We start from the raw sequence: 17956 nt of genomic DNA, 5'->3' as shown, positions 1-17956 counted from the left end.
CGCGCCCTCTCCTTTCGTGTCGATACGCCAGAATCAGCGCTGCGGCAGGTATTGCAGCGGGTCGACCGGCTTGCCGTTATAACGGATCTCGAAGTGCAGCATCTCGCGCGCCGCGCCGGTGTTGCCCATCTCGGCGATCTGTTGCCCGGCCTTGACGTTCTGGCCTTCGTTGACCAGCCGCTTGCGGTTGTGGCCGTAGGCCGACAACCAGGTTTCGCTGTGCTTGACGATGATCAGCTCGCCGTAGCCGACCAGGCCGGCGCCCGAATACACCACCACGCCGTCGGCAGCCGCGCGCACCGGCTGGCCGCCGCTGCCGGCAATGTCGATGCCCTGTTTGGTGGCGTCGCCGGAAACGAAGCGGCCCACCAGATGGCCGTCGGCCGGCCAGCGCCAGCGGATGCCGCTGCTGACCGGCGCCGGCGCGGGTGCAGGCGTCTGCGCAGGCGGTCTGGTTGCCGGCGGCGTGGTCGGCGGCGGCACGCCGGTAGAGGGAGTCGACGCGGTCGTGCCGCTGGACGGATACAGCTTCAGGCTCTGGCCCGGATAGATGGTGTAGGGGGAACCGATGTTGTTCCACTTGGCCAGGTCGCGGAAATCGATGCCGTTGCGGAACGCGATGCCATACAAGGTATCGCCCCGCTGCACGCGTACCGTAGCGCCGTATTTGGGCTGGGAAACGATGCGCGCCGGCGTTCCGGGAGACGATTCGCGCACCACGGTGCTGGTGCAGGCGGCCAGCATTACCATCGCCATCAGAGCCATCACCGCACGTACCGACCCGGTCGCTGTCCGTGTGCCTTTGCTGATCATGCCGCCGTCGTTTCCTTCTGTTCGTTGTCCGGCCTGTCGCGCAGGCCGCAGGATCCCCGTTCAGCATGAACGGTATCAGCCCGGCGGCGGCGGTGCATGAGGCGCAGGTGAATCCGTCCCCGGAAGCTGTTCACGCAATGCCCCGGCAGGGCCGCCCGTGGCGGAGCGGAGCAAGCGTGCGAACAGGCTGCTCTCAGTGCCGCCACTGCAGCCACGCCAGCGCCAGCAACACCGCAACACCGACCACCCAGCCGATGGTTTCGATATAGCGGCGCAGCACCGGCTCGAACTTCGGCCCCATGAATGCGACCAGCCCCGCCACCATGAAAAAACGGCCCGCGCGCCCGACCAGCGACCCCAGCACGAACGGCAGCAATCCCATGCCGGCAGCGCCCGAAGCGATGGTAAAGACCTTGTACGGTATCGGTGTGAAGCCGGCGACGACCACAATCCAGAAGCCATAGCGCGCGAACAGTCCATGGATCTGCTGGAAGGTGTCCTCGTAGCCGGCCTTCTGCAGCCACGGCATCACCGCTTCCAGCGCGTAGTGCCCGAGCAGGTAACCGACCAGTCCGCCCAGCACCGAGCCCATCGTGCACAGCAGCGCCAGCCGCCACCAGCGCCGCGGCTGCGCCAACGCCATCGGCGCCAGCATCACGTCCACCGGCACCGGGAAAAATATCGACTCGGCCACGCTGGTGCCGAACAGGTAGGCCGGCGCATGCCGGTGCCGCGCCCAGACGATGCAACGGTCGTAAAGCGGTCCGAAAAGTTTCATGCGGCCGTTCAGTCCAGTGTGCCGGAAAGCAGCGGCACGAAGACCACCGGCGCCAGCACGGTTTCATCGACGCCGCCATCGGCGCGCCGGGTCAGCTTGACCAGCGACTGCGACGAGGCGCCGCCGACCGGCGCGATCAGGCTGCCGCCCACCGCCAGTTGCTGGACCAGCGCCTCGACCAGCGCCGGCGCTGCGGCGGTGACCAGAATGCCGTCGTAGGGAGCGTGCTCAGGCCAGCCGATGCGGCCATCGTCGTGCTTGCTGCGCACGTTCATGCCCAGCTGGCGCAGCCGCTTGCGCGCCTGCCGCAACAGATCGCCGATGCGCTCGACCGTATAGACCTCCAGTCCCAGCGCCGCCAGCACCGCGGCCTGGTAGCCCGAGCCGGTGCCGATTTCCAGCACTTTCTTCGGCCCGCCCTGCAACAGCGCCTCGGTCATCCGCGCCACCACCCACGGTTGCGAGATGGTCTGGCTATGGCCGATCGGCAGCGCGGTGTCCTCGTAGGCGCGGGTAGCCAGCGCTTCGTCGACAAACAGATGCCGCGGCACCGTGCGGATGGCGTTGAGCACCGACTCATCGGTAATGCCGGCCTCGCGCAGGCGCTCGACCAGGCGGTCGCGGACGCGTTGCGAAGTCATGCCCAGGCCTACCGCTTCCGGTTGCAGCCGCAGCCGCGGCGTCACGCCGGGGTCTCCAGCGCCGCGGTCAGCCCGCCAACCCAGCTGGCGACCTTTTCCAGCGCCTGGTAGCGGGTCAGGTCGACGTGGATCGGGGTGATCGAGATATTGCCGGTGCGCACCGCATGGAAATCCGTACCCGGCCCGGCGTCCTGCTCGGGGCCGGCCGGGCCGATCCAGTAGACGGTGCGCCCGCGCGGATCCGGCTGCGGCACGCATGGCTCGGAACGGTGGCGGTTGCCGAGCCGGGTGACCTCGAAACCGGCCACGTCGTCCCAGGAAAGATCCGGCACATTGACGTTGAGGATGGTGTCGGCCGGTAGCGGGTCGGCCTTGAGCCGGGCGACGATTTCCACTGCCGCGCGCGCGGCGGTTTCGTAATGGCGCGCGTCGTGATTGCTGGTGACCAGCGACATCGCCACCGCCGGCAGGCCCAGGAAGCGCCCTTCCATCGCCGCCGACACGGTGCCCGAATAGATCACGTCATCGCCCAGGTTGGCCGAGTTGTTGATCCCCGAGACCACGATGTCCGGCTCGAATTCCAGCATGCCGGTCAGCGCCAGGTGCACGCAGTCGGTGGGCGTGCCGGCGATGCTGCAGGTGTAGTGGTCGATCCGCTTGAGCCGGATGGGAAGATCCAGGGTCAGCGAATTGCTGGCGCCGGAACGGTCGCGGTCCGGCGCCACCACGAACACTTCGTGGCCGGCGGCGCGCAGGCCCTCGGCCAGGATGCGGATGCCGGGGGCGTCGACGCCGTCGTCGTTACTCACAAGTACGCGCATGGGGTTCCTCAGATACAGAACCATGATACCGGAAGCGTGTGGCCGGTTCCCGCGCCTGGATCACGCCAACCGCCGATTGCGGCCGGTTGACGGCTCCGGGATAGGGCTTACGCTGTGGTCATGTCAGATCCCAGCGACGACGACGACGCCGCGCTGTTCCGCGCCGCCATCGGTCCGGTCAAGCCATTGCCGCCCGCTGCATCGCCGCCGCAGAAGCCGCGGCCGCGGCCGGCCGCTCGCATGGCCGAACGCGACGAAGCCGACGCGCGCAGCGAGTTCCAGCGCGGGCTGGACGAAATGGCGCGGCTGGAAGCCGGCGATGTGCTCAGCCATCGCCGTGAAGGGCTGCCTGCACGGTTGTTGCAACGGCTGAAGAAGGGACAGTTCTCCGTCCAGGACGAACTGGATCTGCATGGCGCCACCGCGGCGCAGGCCGAGACATTGCTGCGGCAGTTCCTGCTGGAGGCGCATGCGCACGATCACGGCTGCGTGCGCATCATCCACGGCAAGGGCCAGCGCGACGGACGCGAACTGCCGGTGCTGAAGAACCTGGTGGATCGTTTGCTGCGCCAGCGCGCCGACGTGCTGGCGTTCCACTCGGCACCGCCCGCGCAGGGCGGCACCGGTGCGGTGCTGGTGCTGCTGGCGCGCCGCGGCTGAAGCCGGGCCCTGGCCGGCACCCGGCAGGCAACCGCAAGCCTGAAGCCTTACTCCGTACCGGCCAGTCGCTTCTGCGGCGGATTGACCCACATGACGTGAATGCCGCGGCGCCGGGCGACGCGTTCGACGTAGGCGATGTAGAGCTCGTCGCGGGTCAGTTCCGGCCGTGCTTGCGGCTCGGCCGCCGGCGCATCGGACCGGGTCATTTCCTGCGTGCCCGCGCACGCAGACAGCAGCAGGGCCGACAAAGAAACGGCTGCAATGCGTAGCATGATGTTCATGGCTATCCCTCCATAGCCTGGCGTGGAGTGCCATGAGCCTGGCGCCGGCAGCGCAGCCACCGGTCGCGCAGCTCACGCTTCGCTTATACGCCGCCGCAAAAGCGCTTCCAGTGCCTTTATCGGTTTTCCGACGAACGGTATGCCGCCGCCGAAACATCGCTGGTTTCGCCCAGCTCATGCAGCAATGCGGTGGCATAGCTGCCGGGCGGGAGCGCGAACGAAAGCGTCAGCCTGGCCGGCTCCGGCCACTCCCAGCGCAAGCCCTGCGGCGCCAGGCGCAGCGCGCGGCGTTCCTGTTTCAGCCGCGCCTGTTCCAGACCGCGGCGCAGGGCCAACGCATCGTCGCCGGCCAGCGCGGCCAGTTCGATCGCGGCCGCGGCGGCCGTGCTGCGCAGCTCGCCCTCGCCCCACAACGGGCCGGAAGGATGGATGTCGAACGCGGCCAACCGCGCGGCCAGTTCTTCGTTCCATGGTTCCGGCCCGAATACGCTGCGACTGCCGGACAGCATCCACACCTCGCCTTCCAGGCCGCGGTTCCAGTTGCCATCGGCAATACGCGCCGCCAGCACCCGGTTGAACAGCTCCGAACGCGCCGCCGACAGCAACAGCGAACGCTGCTCGCGGCCGACCCGGCGTCCGCCGAACATCGCCAGCGCCGCGGCGACATTGCCGCCATCGCGGCCGAAGCGCTGCTCGCCGAACCAGTTGGGCAGCCCCTGCGCGGCGATCTGCCGCAGCCGCGCGTCGATAGCGCCAGTTTCGCCCTGCACGTTGCGCAACTGCAGCACGAAACGGTTGCCGGCCAGCGCGCCGCGCGGCAGCTTGCGGCTGTGCCAGGTGGCGTCCAACACCTTCAGGTCATCCGAATGCAGGCCAGCGGCGTCCGGCGCCTCCCGCTTCGGCAGGTGCACGCTGAATCGCTGGCGGGTGACCGCATGGCGGTCCTTCAGGCCGGCGTAGCCGATGGCATGCTCCGGCAGGCCGGCCCAGGTGGCGATCCGCTTTGCCGCGAACGCCGTGGTCATGCCGCGCTTCTCGACCGTCAGCAACAGATGCTCGCCCTCGCCGGACGGCTCGAAACCGGCGATTTCCTCGACAAGGAAATCCTCCGGCGCGGTGCGCATGTCCGCCCGCAACACCGGCGCGCCGAAGGCGCGCGGCAGCGCATCGCTCATGCCCGCACCAGCAGCGCCACCGCCTGCGCTGCGATGCCTTCGCCGCGGCCGGTGAAGCCCAGCTTTTCGCTGGTGGTGGCCTTGATGCTGATGTCGCCGATGGCGATGCCCAGATCGCCGGCCAGCAACGCTCGCATCGCTTCGGCGTGCGGACCGACCTTCGGGCGTTCGCAGATCACGGTGACATCGGCATTGCCGACCCGCCAGCCGCCGTTGTCCTGCAGCAGCCGCCGGCAATGGCGCAGGAAGCTGCGGCTGTCGGCGCCCTTCCACTGCGGATCCGACGGCGGGAAATGCTTGCCGATATCGCCCAGCGCCAGCGCGCCCAGCATGGCATCGCAAAGCGCATGGATCACCACATCGCCGTCGCTATGCGCCAGTACGCCGCGCTCGTGCGGCACGCGCACGCCGCCCAGCATGAGGTGATCGCCCTCGCCGAAGGCGTGGACGTCGAAGCCCTGTCCGATGCGGATGGAAAGGGGGGCGGAGGTGGCGGTCATAGGGTCAGGAAAGCAGGTGGGAAGCGGGAGCGGAGGCTGGCAGTCTGCTGACGTGCCAGGGCCGGGTGTTCTTTGCAGGCGAGGAGAAGCCGGAATGGCGGGAGCGTTTCATCCCCCGTTCCCCGTTCCCTGTTCCCGTCTTTGCCTCAATACGAATTCGAACCGCGCCAGATCCGCCGGCGTGGTGATCTTGAAGTTGTTCTCCGACCCTTCGATCAGCAGCGGCCGATGACCCAGCCTCTCCATCGCCATCGCCTCGTCGGTGACCTCGACCCCGGCCGCCGCCGCCGATTCCAGCGCGCGCGACAACTGCAGCCGGCGGAAAAGTTGCGGCGTGAACGCGCGCCACAGCCGCTGGCGCGGTTCGGTGGCGTCGATGCCGCCATCGTCGCCGGCCCGTTTCAAGGTATCGCGCACCGGCGCGGCCAGGATGGCGCCGACCGGATCGTTGCCGCCGCGTTCCAGCAACTGCTCCAGATCCGCCAGCGCCAGATTCGGCCGGGCGGCGTCGTGGACCAGCACGAAATCGTCGGCACGCACCGTCTCGGGCAACGCGTTCAAACCGGCCAGCACCGACTCGGCACGGGTTGCGCCGCCGACGCAGCTCAGCACCGGCTTGCCGGCGAATTCGCGCCAGCCCGGCCAGTCCGCATCGTTTTGCGAAACCGCCACCACGGCGCCGGCGACCGCCGGGTGCGCGAACAGCGCAGCCAGCGTATGCGCGAACAACGGCTGGCCGCCAACCTGCAGGTACTGTTTCGGCAGTTCGCCGCCGAAACGCGTGCCCCGCCCTGCCGCCGGCATCACCACCCAGACGGCAGGCATCAGCGCGGCTCCTCTTGGCCATCGTCAGACGGCGCCTGCGGCACCGCCGGCACCGGTGCGGTCTCGACCACGCGGTAGAACTTCTCGCCCGGCTTGATCATGCCCAGTTCGCTGCGCGCGCGCTCTTCCACCGCCGCCTCGCCGGATTTCAGATCTTCGACTTCCGCGGCCAGCGCGTCGTTGCGTTGTTGCAGGCCGGCGTTCTCGCGCTTCTGGTGGGCGACCTGGTTTTCCAGCGCGACCACCTCGCCCGAACTGCCCGGCCCGAACCAGAACCGGTACTGCAGCCATCCCAGCAGCAGTACCAGCACCAGCAGCAGCCAGCGCGTGCCGCGCATCGCTTACTTCTTCAGCGAAACGAAGGCGTTGCGGCCGGCGTACTGCGCAGCGGCGCCCAGCGCTTCCTCGATGCGCAGCAGCTGGTTGTACTTGGCCACGCGGTCGCTGCGGCACAGCGAACCGGTCTTGATCTGGGTGGCGGTGGTGGCCACCGCGATGTCGGCGATGGTGGTGTCCTCGGTTTCGCCGGAACGATGCGAGACGATGGCCGCATAGTTGGCGTGGTGGGCCATGGCGATGGCTTCCAGCGTTTCGCTGAGCGTGCCGATCTGGTTGACCTTGATCAGGATGGCGTTGGCGGTGCCGGACTCGATGCCTTCCTTGAAGATCTTCGGATTGGTGACGAACAGGTCGTCGCCAACCAGCTGCACCTTCTTGCCGATGCGCTCGGTCAGCAGCTTCCAGCCGGCCCAGTCGTCCTCGGCCAGGCCGTCTTCGATGGTGATGATCGGGTACTGCGCCGACCAGTCGGCCAGGAAATCGACGAACTGCTCGCTGGTCAGGCGCTTGCCTTCGCCGACCAGGTGGTATTTGCCGTTGTCGTAGAACTCGCTGGAGGCCACGTCCAGGCCCAGCAGCACGTCCTCGCCGGCGGTGTAGCCGGCCTTGCCGATGGCTTCCAGAATCGTGTCCAGGGCTTCCACGTTGCTGCGGAAGTCCGGGGCGAAACCGCCTTCGTCGCCCACCGCCGTGCTCAGGCCATGGCCCTTCAGCACCGACTTCAGCGAATGGAAGATCTCGGTGCCGGCGCGCAGTGATTCGGCGAACGAGTCGAAGCCGACCGGCAGCACCATGAACTCCTGGAAGTCGACGTTGTTGTCCGCGTGCGCGCCACCGTTGATGATGTTCATCATCGGCACCGGCAGGGTGACCTTGCCGGTGGCCAGGTGCTGCCACAGCGGCAGCTTGCGCGAGGCGGCCACCGCATGCGCATTGGCCAGCGACACGCCCAGCAGCGCATTGGCGCCCAGGCGGCCCTTGTTCTCGGTACCGTCCAGGTCGATCAACCGGCGGTCCAGCCCTTCCTGGTCATTGGCATCGAAACCCTTCAGCGCATTGGCGATAGGGCCGTTGACGTTGGCCACCGCGTTGCGCACGCCCTTGCCCAGGTAGCGGGTCTTGTCGCCATCGCGCAGTTCCACCGCTTCCTTGGTGCCGGTCGAAGCGCCTGACGGCACCATGGCGCGGCCGAACGAACCGTCCTCCAGCGTGACCTCGGCTTCGAGGGTGGGATTGCCGCGGCTGTCGAGGATTTCGCGGGCGTGGATCTTGGCGATATTGGTCATGGTGGGAGGTCTTGGCCTATGAAATGGAGACGGTCAACGGCTCATCGGCATCGGCGGCGTCTGGATCGGGCGAATCGATCCAGTGCAATACCACTCGTCCGACAAAGTACTCAGGGATGTAAAGATTAGCGCGGTTTTCCGAGAGATCAGAGTAAATCTGCCACAAGCCGCGAACAGAGGGCGACAGAAGACCGAGAAGCAACCGGGGGATCCCCTTGCGACACCGCCCAGATAGATCGACCCGCCCTTGCTACTGGCGAAGAGGAACGGCAGTTCAAAGGCCACTGGCTTCGCTCCGCAGATGGATACGGAGGATCAGCTCCAAATCGTCGTCGGCGGGCGTCGCTGCCGGGTCCAGCGTGCGCGAAAATGGGTCGATTCCGACGTAATCCATCCCACCCAGCGAATTGCGGCGAGTCATGATCAGTGCGATAGCGCCTACTGCAGTGGGACCAAGTAGCCACGGCCCGCAAGCTGGCCCCGGCGGGTTGCCAGGCAATGGCGCAGCAGGGTCGGTTTCGGTGAGGACGCCACGCGACGCGGGCCGGCCTTTGATGGCTTCAATCAGCTCGTAGTCCGACTGGCGCAACATGTACCGTCCGCCTGGGGCCGGCGCAACCACCCGATACGAGGTCAAGCGGGCGACGAACACTTCGTCGCTGGAACGATAGGACCGCGTCAGATCCTGTTCCCGGATGCCCGACCCTATCGAGCAGGCGTCGGCATCGACGCCGAAAGCCGCAAGCGCAACGGCGAATGCCATCCTGAGCGCAGCCGACTGTGCTGTGCGCAGACCGCCGGCCATCGTTCAGACCTGCTGCTCCAGAAACCCGTTCTTCTTGGTGATCGAATCCAGCGCCAGCAGGGTTTCCAGCAGCGCTTCCATCTTGTCCAGCGGCCAGGCGTTGGGACCGTCGGACAGCGCCTTGGCCGGGTCCGGATGGGTCTCGGCGAACAGGCCGGCCACGCCCACGGCCACCGCCGCGCGCGCCAGCACCGGCACGAACTCGCGCTGGCCGCCGGAACTGCTGCCCTGCCCGCCCGGCAATTGCACCGAGTGGGTGGCGTCGAACACCACTGGACAGCCGGTGTCGCGCATGACCGACAGCGAACGCATGTCGCTGACCAGGTTGTTGTAGCCGAAGCTGGCGCCGCGTTCGCAGACCATGATGGCGTCGTTGCCGGTGGACTTGGCCTTCTCGACGACCGGCTTCATGTCCCACGGCGACAGGAACTGGCCTTTCTTGATATTGACCGGTTTGCCGGCCGAACAGACCTTCCTGATGAAGTCGGTCTGCCGGACCAGGAAGGCCGGCGTCTGCAGCACGTCCACGACCGCGGCAACCTCGTCCATCGGCGTGTATTCGTGCACGTCGGTCAGCACCGGCACGCCGATCTGCTTTTTCACTTCGGCCAGCACCTTCAGGCCCTCTTCCATGCCGGGGCCGCGGAAGCTGGTGCCGGAGGTGCGGTTGGCCTTGTCGAAGCTGGATTTGAAGATGAAGTTCATCCCCAGCCTGCCGGTGATTTCCTTCAGCCGGCCGGCGACATCCAACTGCAATTGCATCGACTCGATCACGCACGGGCCGGCAATCAGGAACAGGGGTTGGTCCAGGCCGACGTTGAATCCGCAGAGGTTCATTTTGCTACTCGCAAAGAAAGGGACGAGGAACGAGTGGAGAGTAACGAGAAACGAAAAACGAAAAACGAGGAACGAGTGAAGAGGAACGAGAAACGAGTAAAAGCGGGGATCGCGCTCGTTCGATCACACTCGTTTCTCCGTACTCGTTCCTGCTTCACTCACGCCCGCGCTTCCTTCAACAGCTTGCCGCCGGCCTTCTGTTCGCGCGCGGCGCGGATGAAGCCGACGAACAGCGGGTGGCCGTCGCGCGGGGTGGACAGGAATTCCGGGTGCGCCTGGCAGGCCAGGAACCACGGGTGCACGGCGCGCGGCAGTTCGATCATCTCCACCAGCAGATCGTCCATCGACTTGGCCGAAATCACCAGGCCGGCATCTTCCAACTGGGTGCGGTAACGGTTGTTGAACTCGTAGCGGTGGCGATGGCGTTCGGCCACCACGTCCTGGCCGTACAGGTCGCGCGCCAGCGTGCCCGGTTTCAGGCGCGCTTCCTGCAGGCCCAGGCGCATCGTGCCGCCCAGGTCCGAGCGCTCGTCGCGCTTCTCGACCTCGCCGGTGGCGGTGCGCCACTCGGTGATCAGGCCGATGACCGGGTGCGGCGACTGCTTGTCGTTCTCGGTGCTGTTGGCGCCTTCCAGGCCCAGCACGTTGCGGGCATAGTCCACCACCGCCGCCTGCATGCCGTAGCAGATGCCGAAATACGGCACCGCATGCTCGCGGGCATAGCGCGACGTCAGCACCTTGCCTTCAAAACCGCGATCGCCGAAGCCGCCGGGCACCAGGATGCCGTCGACGCCCCGCAACTGCGCCATGTCGCTGTTTTCCAGTTCCTGCGCTTCGATCCATTTCAGGTTGACCCGGGTGCGCTGGCGCAGGCCGCCGTGCTTGAGCGCTTCGCCGACGGATTTGTAGGCGTCCTGGTGATCGACGTACTTGCCGACCACGGCAATGGTGACTTCGTCGACCGGGTTCAGCGTGGCGTCCACCGCCGCCTCCCATTCGGACAGGTCGGCCGGCCGGGTCACGTCCAGCTTCAGCTGGCGGATGGCGATTTCGTCCAGGCCCTGGTCGTGCAGGCCCAGCGGGATCTTGTACAGCACGTCCACGTCCGGGACGCTGATGACCGCGCGCTCGGGCACGTTGGTGAACAACGAGATCTTGCGCCGCTCCGAATCGGGAATGACCTGCTCGGACCGGCACAGCAGCACGTCCGGCTGGATGCCGATGGAGCGCAGTTCCTTGACCGAGTGCTGGGTGGGCTTGGTCTTCAGCTCGCCGGCCGCGGCCACGTACGGGACCAGGGTCAGGTGCATGAACAGCGCCTTCTCGGGGCCGCGCTCGGTACGGATCTGGCGGATCGCCTCCAGGAACGGCAGCGATTCGATATCGCCCACGGTGCCGCCGATCTCCACCAGCGCCACGTCGAAGCCCTCGGTGGCCTCGTCGATGCAGCGGCGGATTTCGTCGGTGATGTGCGGGATCACCTGCACGGTGGCGCCCAGGTAGTCGCCGCGGCGCTCCTTGCGGATGACGTTCTCGTAGATGCGGCCGGTGGTGATGGAGTTCTTGCGCGACAGCCGGGTACGCACGAAGCGCTCGTAGTGGCCCAGGTCCAGGTCGGTTTCGGCGCCGTCGTCGGTGACGTAGACCTCACCGTGCTGGAACGGGCTCATCGTCCCGGGATCGACGTTGATGTAGGGGTCCAGCTTCATCATCGTGACCTTCAGGCCACGCGCTTCCAAGATGGACGCAAGCGAAGCGGCGGCGATGCCCTTGCCTAGCGAGGACACGACGCCGCCGGTAACGAATATTAGGGGAGTCATTGGCGGGGCTCCGGAAAGCCATAGTCTACCGGCAAGGCCGGATTTCGGAAAGCGCGACGCCCCGCCGAAGCGGGGCGTACGGAGTGGCAGCACCGGCCCGAAAGCCTTGTACGGCAATGGTTCCGCGAGTTCAAGGCTTGCGTTCTTCTTCCTCTTCCCGCTGCCCGGACTTCCTGCCCTGATCGCCCTGGCCCTTGGCGCGCGCTGCCGCAGCAGCCTCGTTCGCGGCGCGGCGCTTGGCTTTCTTGTCGGCCTCCGAGTCCTCGGTCTGCGATTTGCCCTGGCCGCTCTTTTCGGCCTCGGCGCCGGTACGGGACTGGGCGAAGCCGGCGATGGCATATGCCGCAGCGGTAACGGCGGCGGTCAACAGCAGGACGTTTCGAAGTTTCATGGGGCATTCTCCAATCTGGCGCAATCTCAAGTGGGTAGACGCGGCCCTTTCAAGCTTGCATAACTCTAGTCCCTGGCGCGCAACTGTCGGTGAACGTGCAAAAACCGCCGCCAGACCGCACACTTCCGCGCCGGCCGCCGCCGCTGCCTGCGCGCCGGTCCCCCGGAAGCCGCATACACCCGTAATCCGAGCAACGAAGAACCTTATGAGCAGTCGTTACAACGCCGCCGATATCGAAGTCCTTTCCGGCCTGGACCCGGTCAAGCGCCGGCCGGGCATGTATACCGACACCACGCGCCCCAACCACCTGGCGCAGGAAGTCATCGACAACGCCGTCGACGAGGCGCTGGCCGGCCACGCCGGCGCCATCGAAGTGACGCTGTTCAAGGACGGCAGCTGCGAGGTCAGCGACGACGGCCGCGGCATGCCGGTGGACATCCATCCGGAAGAGAAGATTCCCGGCGTGGAACTGATCCTGACCCGCCTGCATGCCGGCGGCAAGTTCAGCAACCGCAACTACACCTTCAGCGGCGGCCTGCACGGCGTTGGCGTCAGCGTGGTCAATGCGTTGTCGAAGAAGGTGGAGCTGTTCATCAAGCGCGACGGCAACGAGTACCGGATGGAGTTCCGCGACGGCGATGCGGCTTCCAAGCTGGAAACCGTGGGCACGGTGGGCAAGAAGAACACCGGCACCCGGCTGCGCTTCTGGGCCGACCCGAAGTACTTCGACACGCCCAAGTTCAACGTGCGCGCGTTGCGCCATCTGCTGCGCGCCAAGGCCGTGCTGTGCCCGGGCCTGACCGTCAGCCTTTTCGACGAAGCCACCGGCGAACGCGACTCCTGGCGCTACGAGGACGGGCTGCGCGACTACCTGAAGGGCGAGATGGCCGGGCGCGAACTGCTGCCGCCGGACCTGTTCGTCGGCAATCTGAAGAAGGACACCGAGATTGTCGACTGGGCAGTGGCCTGGGTGCCGGAAGGCGAACTGGTGCAGGAAAGTTACGTCAACCTGATTCCCACCGCCCAGCACGGCACCCACGTCAACGGCCTGCGCAGCGGCCTGACCGATGCGCTGCGCGAGTTCTGCGATTTCCGCAACCTGCTGCCGCGCGGGGTCAAGCTGGCGCCGGAAGACGTCTGGGATCGCGTGACCTTCGTGCTGTCGCTGAAGATGACCGACCCGCAATTCAGCGGCCAGACCAAGGAGCGCCTGAGCTCGCGCCAGGCCGCCGGTTTCATCGAAGGCGCCGCCCACGATGCCTTCAGCCTGTGGCTGAACCAGCATGTCGAAACCGGCGAGAAGATCGCCCAGATCGCCATCGACCGCGCCAGCGCGCGGCTGAAGACCGAAAAGCAGATCGTCCGCAAGAAGGTCACCCAGGGCCCCGCCCTGCCCGGCAAGCTGGCCGACTGCATCAGCCAGGATCTGTCGCGCACCGAGCTGTTCCTGGTCGAGGGCGATTCGGCCGGCGGCAGCGCCAAGCAGGCGCGCGACAAGGACTTCCAGGCCATCCTGCCGCTGCGCGGCAAGATCCTCAACACCTGGGAGGTGGCCAGCACCTCGGTGCTGGGCTCGGAGGAAGTGCACAACCTGGCCGTCGCCATCGGCTGCGATCCGGGCAAGGACGACATCAGCGGCCTGCGCTACGGCAAGGTCATCATCCTGGCCGACGCCGACTCCGACGGCCTGCACATCGCCACCCTGCTGACGGCGCTGTTCCTGCGCCACTTTCCCGCGCTGGTCGATGCCGGCCATGTCTTCGTCGCCATGCCGCCGCTGTTCCGCGTGGACGTGGGCAAGCAGGTGTTCTACGCGCTGGATGAGGAAGAAAAACGGCTGCTGCTGGACAAGATCGAGCGCGAGAAGATCCGCGGCGCGGTCAACGTCACCCGCTTCAAGGGCCTGGGCGAGATGAACGCCTCGCAGCTGCGCGAATCGACCATCCACCCCGATACCCGGCGGCTGGTGCAGCTGACCGTCGACGATGCCGGCCAGACGCGATCGCTGATGGACATGCTGCTGGCGAAGAAGCGGGCCGGGGATCGCAAGACGTGGCTGGAGACCAAGGGCGACCTGGCGTCACTGGAAGTCTGATCCCAGCCCTTCGTTGGATGGGGCCGTTGCGACGGCCTCCTTGCCGCGATAACGGGACGATCGCGCGGTGCAGCTTCGCTGGAAGTTTGAATCCCACAGGCTGTTCGGCGCTGCCGCGGGCAGTCCATCGAAGCCGATGGTTCCTGCGCTGCCGCGGGCGTTACTTTGACCAGCCATTCGGCTGTTGAAAAGCGCTTCTTGTGTGGCCAAGAAAAGTAACCAAAAGAAGGCCACCCCTGGCGGCGCGCCCCTTCGGGGTTCGTGTCGCCGATGGGAATTTTGGAACGGCACATCCATGTGCCTTCCCAAAACGCCGCGCGTCGTGCGCGGCGCCATGAAGGGTTTTACCCACCGGCGCCACCGCGCCTTAACGGGGACCCAAAAGCCAAAAGCAGAAGCCAGAAGCCAAAACAAAAGCAAAAGGCGAAGCAAAAGCATCCGGCTTTTTCGCTGTTGCTGTTGCTTGTGCTCTTGCTCTTCGGGTCCCCGTTTAGGCGCGGCAAGCGGGGCGGGTTAAACCCCGCAGGGGCGGCGCGCAGGATGCGCGCCGTTTCCGGAAGGCACATGGATGTGCCGTCCGGAAATTCCCGGCCCGATTGCGGACCCGAAGGGCGCGCCGCCAGGGGCGTGCTTTCTTTGGTTACTTTCTTTGCACGAGCAAAGAAAGTGACGCCCGCGGCAGCGCGGAAAGCATCCGCTTTAATGGACCGCCCGCGGCAGCGTGTGGGCAACGGGCAGCCACAATCTGATGAAAATCCGAATCAGCTATCGCCAATGTTGGCCGTTAAGGATCCTCGGACATTGCCGCAACGGACGCTGCCCCACAGCGCGATGAACGGATCGTTCACCCGGGCGATGCGATAAACGAAGTCGCACTGTCGGCCCGGGAGAGCGATGCAGGATCATCCCTACACCTTCGGCATCGAAGAAGAGTATTTCCTGATCCGCCGCAATGCGCGGCGGCTGCGACATATGCCGCGGGTGTTCTTCGACGAATGCGTACAGACGCTGGGCGAACGCTTCGGCAGCGAAATGCTGCAAACCCAGGTGGAAGTGCAGACCGCCGTCCACCGCTGCCCCGCCGAAGCGGAAGCCGACCTCATCGGTATGCGCAGCGCCCTGGGCGCCATTGCCGAACGCCACGGACTGGCCATCATCGCCGCCGGCACGCATCCGCTGGGCTTCTGGCGCGGCCAGCGCAGCACCGACAAACCGCGCTACGACCAGGTCATGGACGAACTGCAGATGCTGGGACAGCGCAATCTGCTGTGCGGGATGCATGTGCACGTACAGCCGGCCCGGCTGCAGGCGCGCATCGATCTGCTTGCGCGGCTGCAACCGTTCCTGCCGTTGCTGCTGGCGCTCAGCACGTCCTCGCCGTTCTGGATGGGCCATCCGACCGGATTGATGGGCTACCGCCAGACCGCCTACCAGGAGATTCCGCGCAGCGGTCTGCCGCCGCTGTTCCAGGATGATGGCGAATACGAACAGTACGTGCAGCGGCTGACCCAGGCCGGCGCCATCAAGAACGCCAGTTACCTGTGGTGGGCGCTGCGCCCGTCGCTGGCGTTTCCCACCCTGGAACTGCGCATCACCGACTGCTGCACGGACCCGCGCGATGCGCTGGCGATCGCCCAGTTGTTCCGTTGCCTGGTCCGGCATCTGGAGCATCACCCCGATCTGTACCGCTCACTGGATGCCGGCGATCAGGGCGTGGTCGACGAAAACGTCTGGCGTGCGCAACGCTACGGTTTCGATGCCGGCCTGATCGACCTGTCCAGCAACCGGCTGGTGCCGGCGCGGGAGATGATGCGCAGCACGCTGGACGTGCTGACCGACGATATCCGCGCTTTCGATTGCGCAGCGCAGATCGAACGGCTGTGGGGAATCATGGAGGAAGGCAGCAGCGCGCACCGGCAACTGGCGCTGTACCGCGAACAGCGCGCGTCGGGACAAAACCGCACCGAGGCCCTGCAGGTGGTGGTCGACTGGCTGGCAGCGGCCAGCGTCGCCTTTTGAGGCGGGCATCGCGAGGTGGTTCGTCCTACGCCTTTTGCCGCGACACCACCAGTACGCCGGCCATCACCAGCACGGTTCCGGCGATCTGCCACGGCCCCATCGGCTCACCCAGCAGCCACAGGCTCAGCACAATGGTGGAGACCGGCCCAATCATGCCGATCTGCGCGGCCAGCCCCGAACCGATGCGCGCCACCGCCATCATCACCGCCAGCACCGGCAGTACCGTGCAGACAGTGCCGTTCAACAGCGACAGCCAGTACACCTCCGGCGGCAGCGACAAGGCACCGAGCGGACGCATCAGCAGGAACTGGCCGATGCACAGGCCGCATGCCACCGTGCTGGCATAGGCGGTCAGGCGCACAGCGCCAACGCGCGCGACCAGTTCGCCGCTGCCGACCAGGTACAACGCGTAGGACAACGCGCTGGCGAACACCAGCGCGCTACCCAGCGCGATATTGCCGCCGCCCAGTTGCAGATCGTGGCCGAATGCCAGCAACACGCCCGCATAACTGACTCCCAGCGCCAGCGCCTGCCGGCGGCCGACACGGCGCTTGAACGCGAGCATCCCAATCAGCACCACCAGCGTCGGCGTCAGATACAGGATCAGCCGCTCCAGCGTCGCGGTGATATGGGCCAGGCCGGCAAAATCCAGGAAGCTGGCCAGGTAGTAGCCGAAAAATCCCAGCGCGGCGATTCTGCCGGCGTCGCCGCGGCGCAGCGGTGGCGCGCGCCGCGCGGCCCATGCGCCCAGCAGCAGGAACCACGGCAGCGCAACCAGCATCCGCAGCGCCAGCAACGTGACCGCATCGGCACCATGGCGGTAGCCCAGCTTGACGATGATGGCCTTGCCCGAAAACGCGATTGCGCCCACCGCGGCCAACAGCACGCCACTGCCGGGCAACCGGCTTGTCGCAGGAACCGGCGCTGGCGACGCTTCGGCGACGGCCGCCGCCGCCAGCGCTGGCGCCGGTTCTTGTCCCGCGCGCGCGTCGGTCATTGCGGCAGCGGTGCCGCCGGCCGTTGCGACCTGCGGCGGTCAGCCTGACCCGCAGCCGGGGCGCCGCCTACAGCGTGCATTGCAGCAGCCTGCGAATCAGCGCCTGGGTCTTTTCCGCGCGCGACGGCAGGTATTCGAACGTGCGCTCATCCATGTAGTTCAGCTGCGCCAGTTCCAGCTGCACCGCCTGCACGCCGGTTTCCGGCGAGGCGTAATGGCGGGTGATGTAGCCGCCCTTGAAGCGGCCATTGACGACGAAGCTGTAGTCCGACTGCGATTCCAGCACGGCAGTCAGCCGCTGCTGCAGCGCCGGCGAACAACTGGCGCCGCCCGCGGTGCCCAGATTGAAGTCCGGCAGCCTTCCTTCGAACAGGAACGGCGCCTGGCTGACGATCGAATGCCCTTCCCACAGCACCACCCGGCCGTGTTCGCCGCGGATGCGCTCCAGTTCGCTGGACAGGTTGTCGTGATAGGGCTGCCAGTAGCTGGCCAGGCGTCGCGCAATCTCCTCCGGCGACGGCTCCTGGCCTGGCAGGTAGACCGGCTCGCCGCTGAACTGCACGGTCGGGCACAGGCCGGTGGTGTTCTGGCCCGGATACAGCGAAACGTCGTCGGCCGGGCGATTCAGATCGATGACGTAGCGCGAATGTTTCGGCACCAGTATCGAAGCGCCCAGCTCGCGTGCGAATGCGTACAGCGTGGAGACATGCCAGTCGGTGTCGGGCACCCGGCGGGCGCTGTCGGTCAGGCGCGCGGCGATGTCGTCGGGAACGGCGGTGCCGTCGTGCGGCAGGCTGATCAGCAGCGGCGCGGTGCCGCGATGCAGTTCGAAAATGTCCATGGCCCAATTCTACGCCGGTGCGCATGCCGGCG

The 17956-nt window shown here is 66.5% G+C and carries 19 protein-coding genes; 3 read left to right on the top strand and 16 right to left on the bottom strand.

Features of this window, described 5'->3' with window-relative positions:
* Positions 1 to 33 precede the first annotated feature (33 nt).
* From CRO39_RS18045 to surE, 4 genes are all read right to left on the bottom strand, one after another.
* Positions 34 to 813: a peptidoglycan DD-metalloendopeptidase family protein gene (locus tag CRO39_RS18045; RefSeq protein ID WP_097123360.1), complete on the bottom strand. Its 780-nt coding sequence runs from the start codon at positions 811 to 813 to the stop codon at positions 34 to 36.
* Between the two features lie 193 nt (positions 814 to 1006).
* Positions 1007 to 1591: a YqaA family protein gene (locus tag CRO39_RS18040; RefSeq protein WP_097123359.1), complete on the bottom strand. Its 585-nt coding sequence runs from the start codon at positions 1589 to 1591 to the stop codon at positions 1007 to 1009.
* A gap of 8 nt (positions 1592 to 1599) precedes the next feature.
* The gene (locus CRO39_RS18035) at positions 1600 to 2277 is read right to left on the bottom strand and encodes a protein-L-isoaspartate(D-aspartate) O-methyltransferase (protein ID WP_097123358.1); all 678 of its coding nucleotides are present in this window, start codon (positions 2275 to 2277) and stop codon (positions 1600 to 1602) included.
* Positions 2274 to 3053, bottom strand: coding sequence for a 5'/3'-nucleotidase SurE (gene surE, locus CRO39_RS18030; protein ID WP_097123357.1), 780 nt, complete (start codon positions 3051 to 3053; stop codon positions 2274 to 2276). The genes CRO39_RS18035 and surE overlap by 4 nt, the downstream gene beginning before the upstream one ends.
* Before the next feature lie 120 nt (positions 3054 to 3173).
* Here surE and CRO39_RS18025 point away from each other — a divergent pair, with 120 nt between their 5' ends.
* Entirely contained in the window at positions 3174 to 3713 is a 540-nt protein-coding gene (locus CRO39_RS18025) for a Smr/MutS family protein (protein WP_097123403.1), read from the top strand.
* 47 nt (positions 3714 to 3760) lie between these two features.
* On the opposite strand, the gene CRO39_RS18020 is transcribed toward CRO39_RS18025, so the two are convergent.
* From CRO39_RS18020 to CRO39_RS17975, 10 genes are all read right to left on the bottom strand, one after another.
* The gene (locus CRO39_RS18020; protein ID WP_097123356.1) at positions 3761 to 3994 is read right to left on the bottom strand and encodes a hypothetical protein; all 234 of its coding nucleotides are present in this window, start codon (positions 3992 to 3994) and stop codon (positions 3761 to 3763) included.
* A gap of 116 nt (positions 3995 to 4110) precedes the next feature.
* Entirely contained in the window at positions 4111 to 5169 is a 1059-nt protein-coding gene (gene truD / locus CRO39_RS18015; RefSeq protein ID WP_097123355.1) for a tRNA pseudouridine(13) synthase TruD, read from the bottom strand.
* Positions 5166 to 5669 carry a 2-C-methyl-D-erythritol 2,4-cyclodiphosphate synthase gene (ispF, locus tag CRO39_RS18010; protein WP_097123354.1) on the bottom strand — a complete coding sequence of 168 codons (504 nt, stop codon included), beginning with the start codon at positions 5667 to 5669 and terminating at the stop codon, positions 5166 to 5168. Before ispF ends, truD begins: the two co-directional genes overlap by 4 nt.
* 108 nt (positions 5670 to 5777) lie before the next feature.
* On the bottom strand, positions 5778 to 6494 hold the full coding sequence (gene ispD, locus CRO39_RS18005) for a 2-C-methyl-D-erythritol 4-phosphate cytidylyltransferase (protein ID WP_097123353.1): 717 nt from the start codon (positions 6492 to 6494) through the stop codon (positions 5778 to 5780).
* On the bottom strand, positions 6494 to 6832 hold the full coding sequence (gene ftsB / locus CRO39_RS18000; protein ID WP_097123352.1) for a cell division protein FtsB: 339 nt from the start codon (positions 6830 to 6832) through the stop codon (positions 6494 to 6496). Before ftsB ends, ispD begins: the two co-directional genes overlap by 1 nt.
* Positions 6833 to 6835: 3 nt before the next feature.
* Positions 6836 to 8119: a phosphopyruvate hydratase gene (gene eno, locus CRO39_RS17995; protein ID WP_097123351.1), complete on the bottom strand. Its 1284-nt coding sequence runs from the start codon at positions 8117 to 8119 to the stop codon at positions 6836 to 6838.
* 274 nt (positions 8120 to 8393) lie between these two features.
* Positions 8394 to 8882 (bottom strand): hypothetical protein, encoded by a 489-nt coding sequence (locus CRO39_RS17990; protein WP_141400858.1) that lies wholly within the window; start codon positions 8880 to 8882, stop codon positions 8394 to 8396.
* A gap of 45 nt (positions 8883 to 8927) precedes the next feature.
* Positions 8928 to 9761 carry a 3-deoxy-8-phosphooctulonate synthase gene (gene kdsA, locus CRO39_RS17985; protein ID WP_097123349.1) on the bottom strand — a complete coding sequence of 278 codons (834 nt, stop codon included), beginning with the start codon at positions 9759 to 9761 and terminating at the stop codon, positions 8928 to 8930.
* Between the two features lie 158 nt (positions 9762 to 9919).
* Positions 9920 to 11581, bottom strand: a complete 1662-nt coding sequence (pyrG, locus tag CRO39_RS17980) for a CTP synthase (RefSeq protein WP_097123348.1) — start codon at positions 11579 to 11581, stop codon at positions 9920 to 9922.
* 130 nt (positions 11582 to 11711) lie between these two features.
* A complete protein-coding gene (locus CRO39_RS17975) occupies positions 11712 to 11972 on the bottom strand; it encodes a hypothetical protein (protein WP_097123347.1) in 261 nt (86 codons plus the stop codon).
* Positions 11973 to 12177: 205 nt separating this feature from the next.
* Here CRO39_RS17975 and parE point away from each other — a divergent pair, with 205 nt between their 5' ends.
* Both parE and CRO39_RS17965 read left to right on the top strand, forming a co-directional pair.
* Complete coding sequence (gene parE / locus CRO39_RS17970; RefSeq protein WP_097123346.1) at positions 12178 to 14067, top strand: DNA topoisomerase IV subunit B; 1890 nt, start codon at positions 12178 to 12180, stop codon at positions 14065 to 14067.
* An 894-nt stretch (positions 14068 to 14961) separates the two neighbouring features.
* On the top strand, positions 14962 to 16086 hold the full coding sequence (locus tag CRO39_RS17965; protein WP_097123345.1) for a carboxylate-amine ligase: 1125 nt from the start codon (positions 14962 to 14964) through the stop codon (positions 16084 to 16086).
* A gap of 25 nt (positions 16087 to 16111) precedes the next feature.
* Here the strand turns inward: CRO39_RS17965 and CRO39_RS17960 are convergent, their stop codons facing one another.
* Entirely contained in the window at positions 16112 to 17083 is a 972-nt protein-coding gene (locus CRO39_RS17960) for a DMT family transporter (protein ID WP_097123344.1), read from the bottom strand.
* Positions 17084 to 17150: 67 nt separating this feature from the next.
* Positions 17151 to 17924, bottom strand: coding sequence for an N-formylglutamate deformylase (gene hutG / locus CRO39_RS17955; protein ID WP_097123343.1), 774 nt, complete (start codon positions 17922 to 17924; stop codon positions 17151 to 17153).
* Positions 17925 to 17956: the final 32 nt, after the last annotated feature.

This window comes from Pseudoxanthomonas wuyuanensis, assembly GCF_900215535.1.
Lineage (GTDB): Bacteria > Pseudomonadota > Gammaproteobacteria > Xanthomonadales > Xanthomonadaceae > Pseudoxanthomonas_A > Pseudoxanthomonas_A wuyuanensis.
The sequence above is the reverse complement of the archived record's forward strand: the minus strand, read 5'-3'. Positions and strand labels throughout refer to the sequence as shown.

Excerpts from the sequence above, each read along its gene's own strand:
- kdsA (WP_097123349.1), bottom strand. The coding sequence starts at position 9,761 with ATGAACCTCTGCGGATTCAACGTCGGCCTGGACCAACCCCTGTTCCTG.
- surE (WP_097123357.1), bottom strand. The coding sequence starts at position 3,053 with ATGCGCGTACTTGTGAGTAACGACGACGGCGTCGACGCCCCCGGCATC.
- ispD (WP_097123353.1), bottom strand. The coding sequence starts at position 6,494 with ATGCCTGCCGTCTGGGTGGTGATGCCGGCGGCAGGGCGGGGCACGCGT.
- eno (WP_097123351.1), bottom strand. The coding sequence starts at position 8,119 with ATGACCAATATCGCCAAGATCCACGCCCGCGAAATCCTCGACAGCCGC.
- CRO39_RS17960 (WP_097123344.1), bottom strand. The coding sequence starts at position 17,083 with ATGACCGACGCGCGCGCGGGACAAGAACCGGCGCCAGCGCTGGCGGCG.
- CRO39_RS18045 (WP_097123360.1), bottom strand. The coding sequence starts at position 813 with ATGATCAGCAAAGGCACACGGACAGCGACCGGGTCGGTACGTGCGGTG.
- pyrG (WP_097123348.1), bottom strand. The coding sequence starts at position 11,581 with ATGACTCCCCTAATATTCGTTACCGGCGGCGTCGTGTCCTCGCTAGGC.
- CRO39_RS17990 (WP_141400858.1), bottom strand. The coding sequence starts at position 8,882 with ATGGCATTCGCCGTTGCGCTTGCGGCTTTCGGCGTCGATGCCGACGCC.
- ftsB (WP_097123352.1), bottom strand. The coding sequence starts at position 6,832 with ATGCGCGGCACGCGCTGGCTGCTGCTGGTGCTGGTACTGCTGCTGGGA.
- CRO39_RS18020 (WP_097123356.1), bottom strand. The coding sequence starts at position 3,994 with ATGAACATCATGCTACGCATTGCAGCCGTTTCTTTGTCGGCCCTGCTG.
- parE (WP_097123346.1), top strand. The coding sequence starts at position 12,178 with ATGAGCAGTCGTTACAACGCCGCCGATATCGAAGTCCTTTCCGGCCTG.
- truD (WP_097123355.1), bottom strand. The coding sequence starts at position 5,169 with ATGAGCGATGCGCTGCCGCGCGCCTTCGGCGCGCCGGTGTTGCGGGCG.
- CRO39_RS18025 (WP_097123403.1), top strand. The coding sequence starts at position 3,174 with ATGTCAGATCCCAGCGACGACGACGACGCCGCGCTGTTCCGCGCCGCC.
- CRO39_RS18040 (WP_097123359.1), bottom strand. The coding sequence starts at position 1,591 with ATGAAACTTTTCGGACCGCTTTACGACCGTTGCATCGTCTGGGCGCGG.
- ispF (WP_097123354.1), bottom strand. The coding sequence starts at position 5,669 with ATGACCGCCACCTCCGCCCCCCTTTCCATCCGCATCGGACAGGGCTTC.
- CRO39_RS17975 (WP_097123347.1), bottom strand. The coding sequence starts at position 11,972 with ATGAAACTTCGAAACGTCCTGCTGTTGACCGCCGCCGTTACCGCTGCG.
- CRO39_RS17965 (WP_097123345.1), top strand. The coding sequence starts at position 14,962 with ATGCAGGATCATCCCTACACCTTCGGCATCGAAGAAGAGTATTTCCTG.
- hutG (WP_097123343.1), bottom strand. The coding sequence starts at position 17,924 with ATGGACATTTTCGAACTGCATCGCGGCACCGCGCCGCTGCTGATCAGC.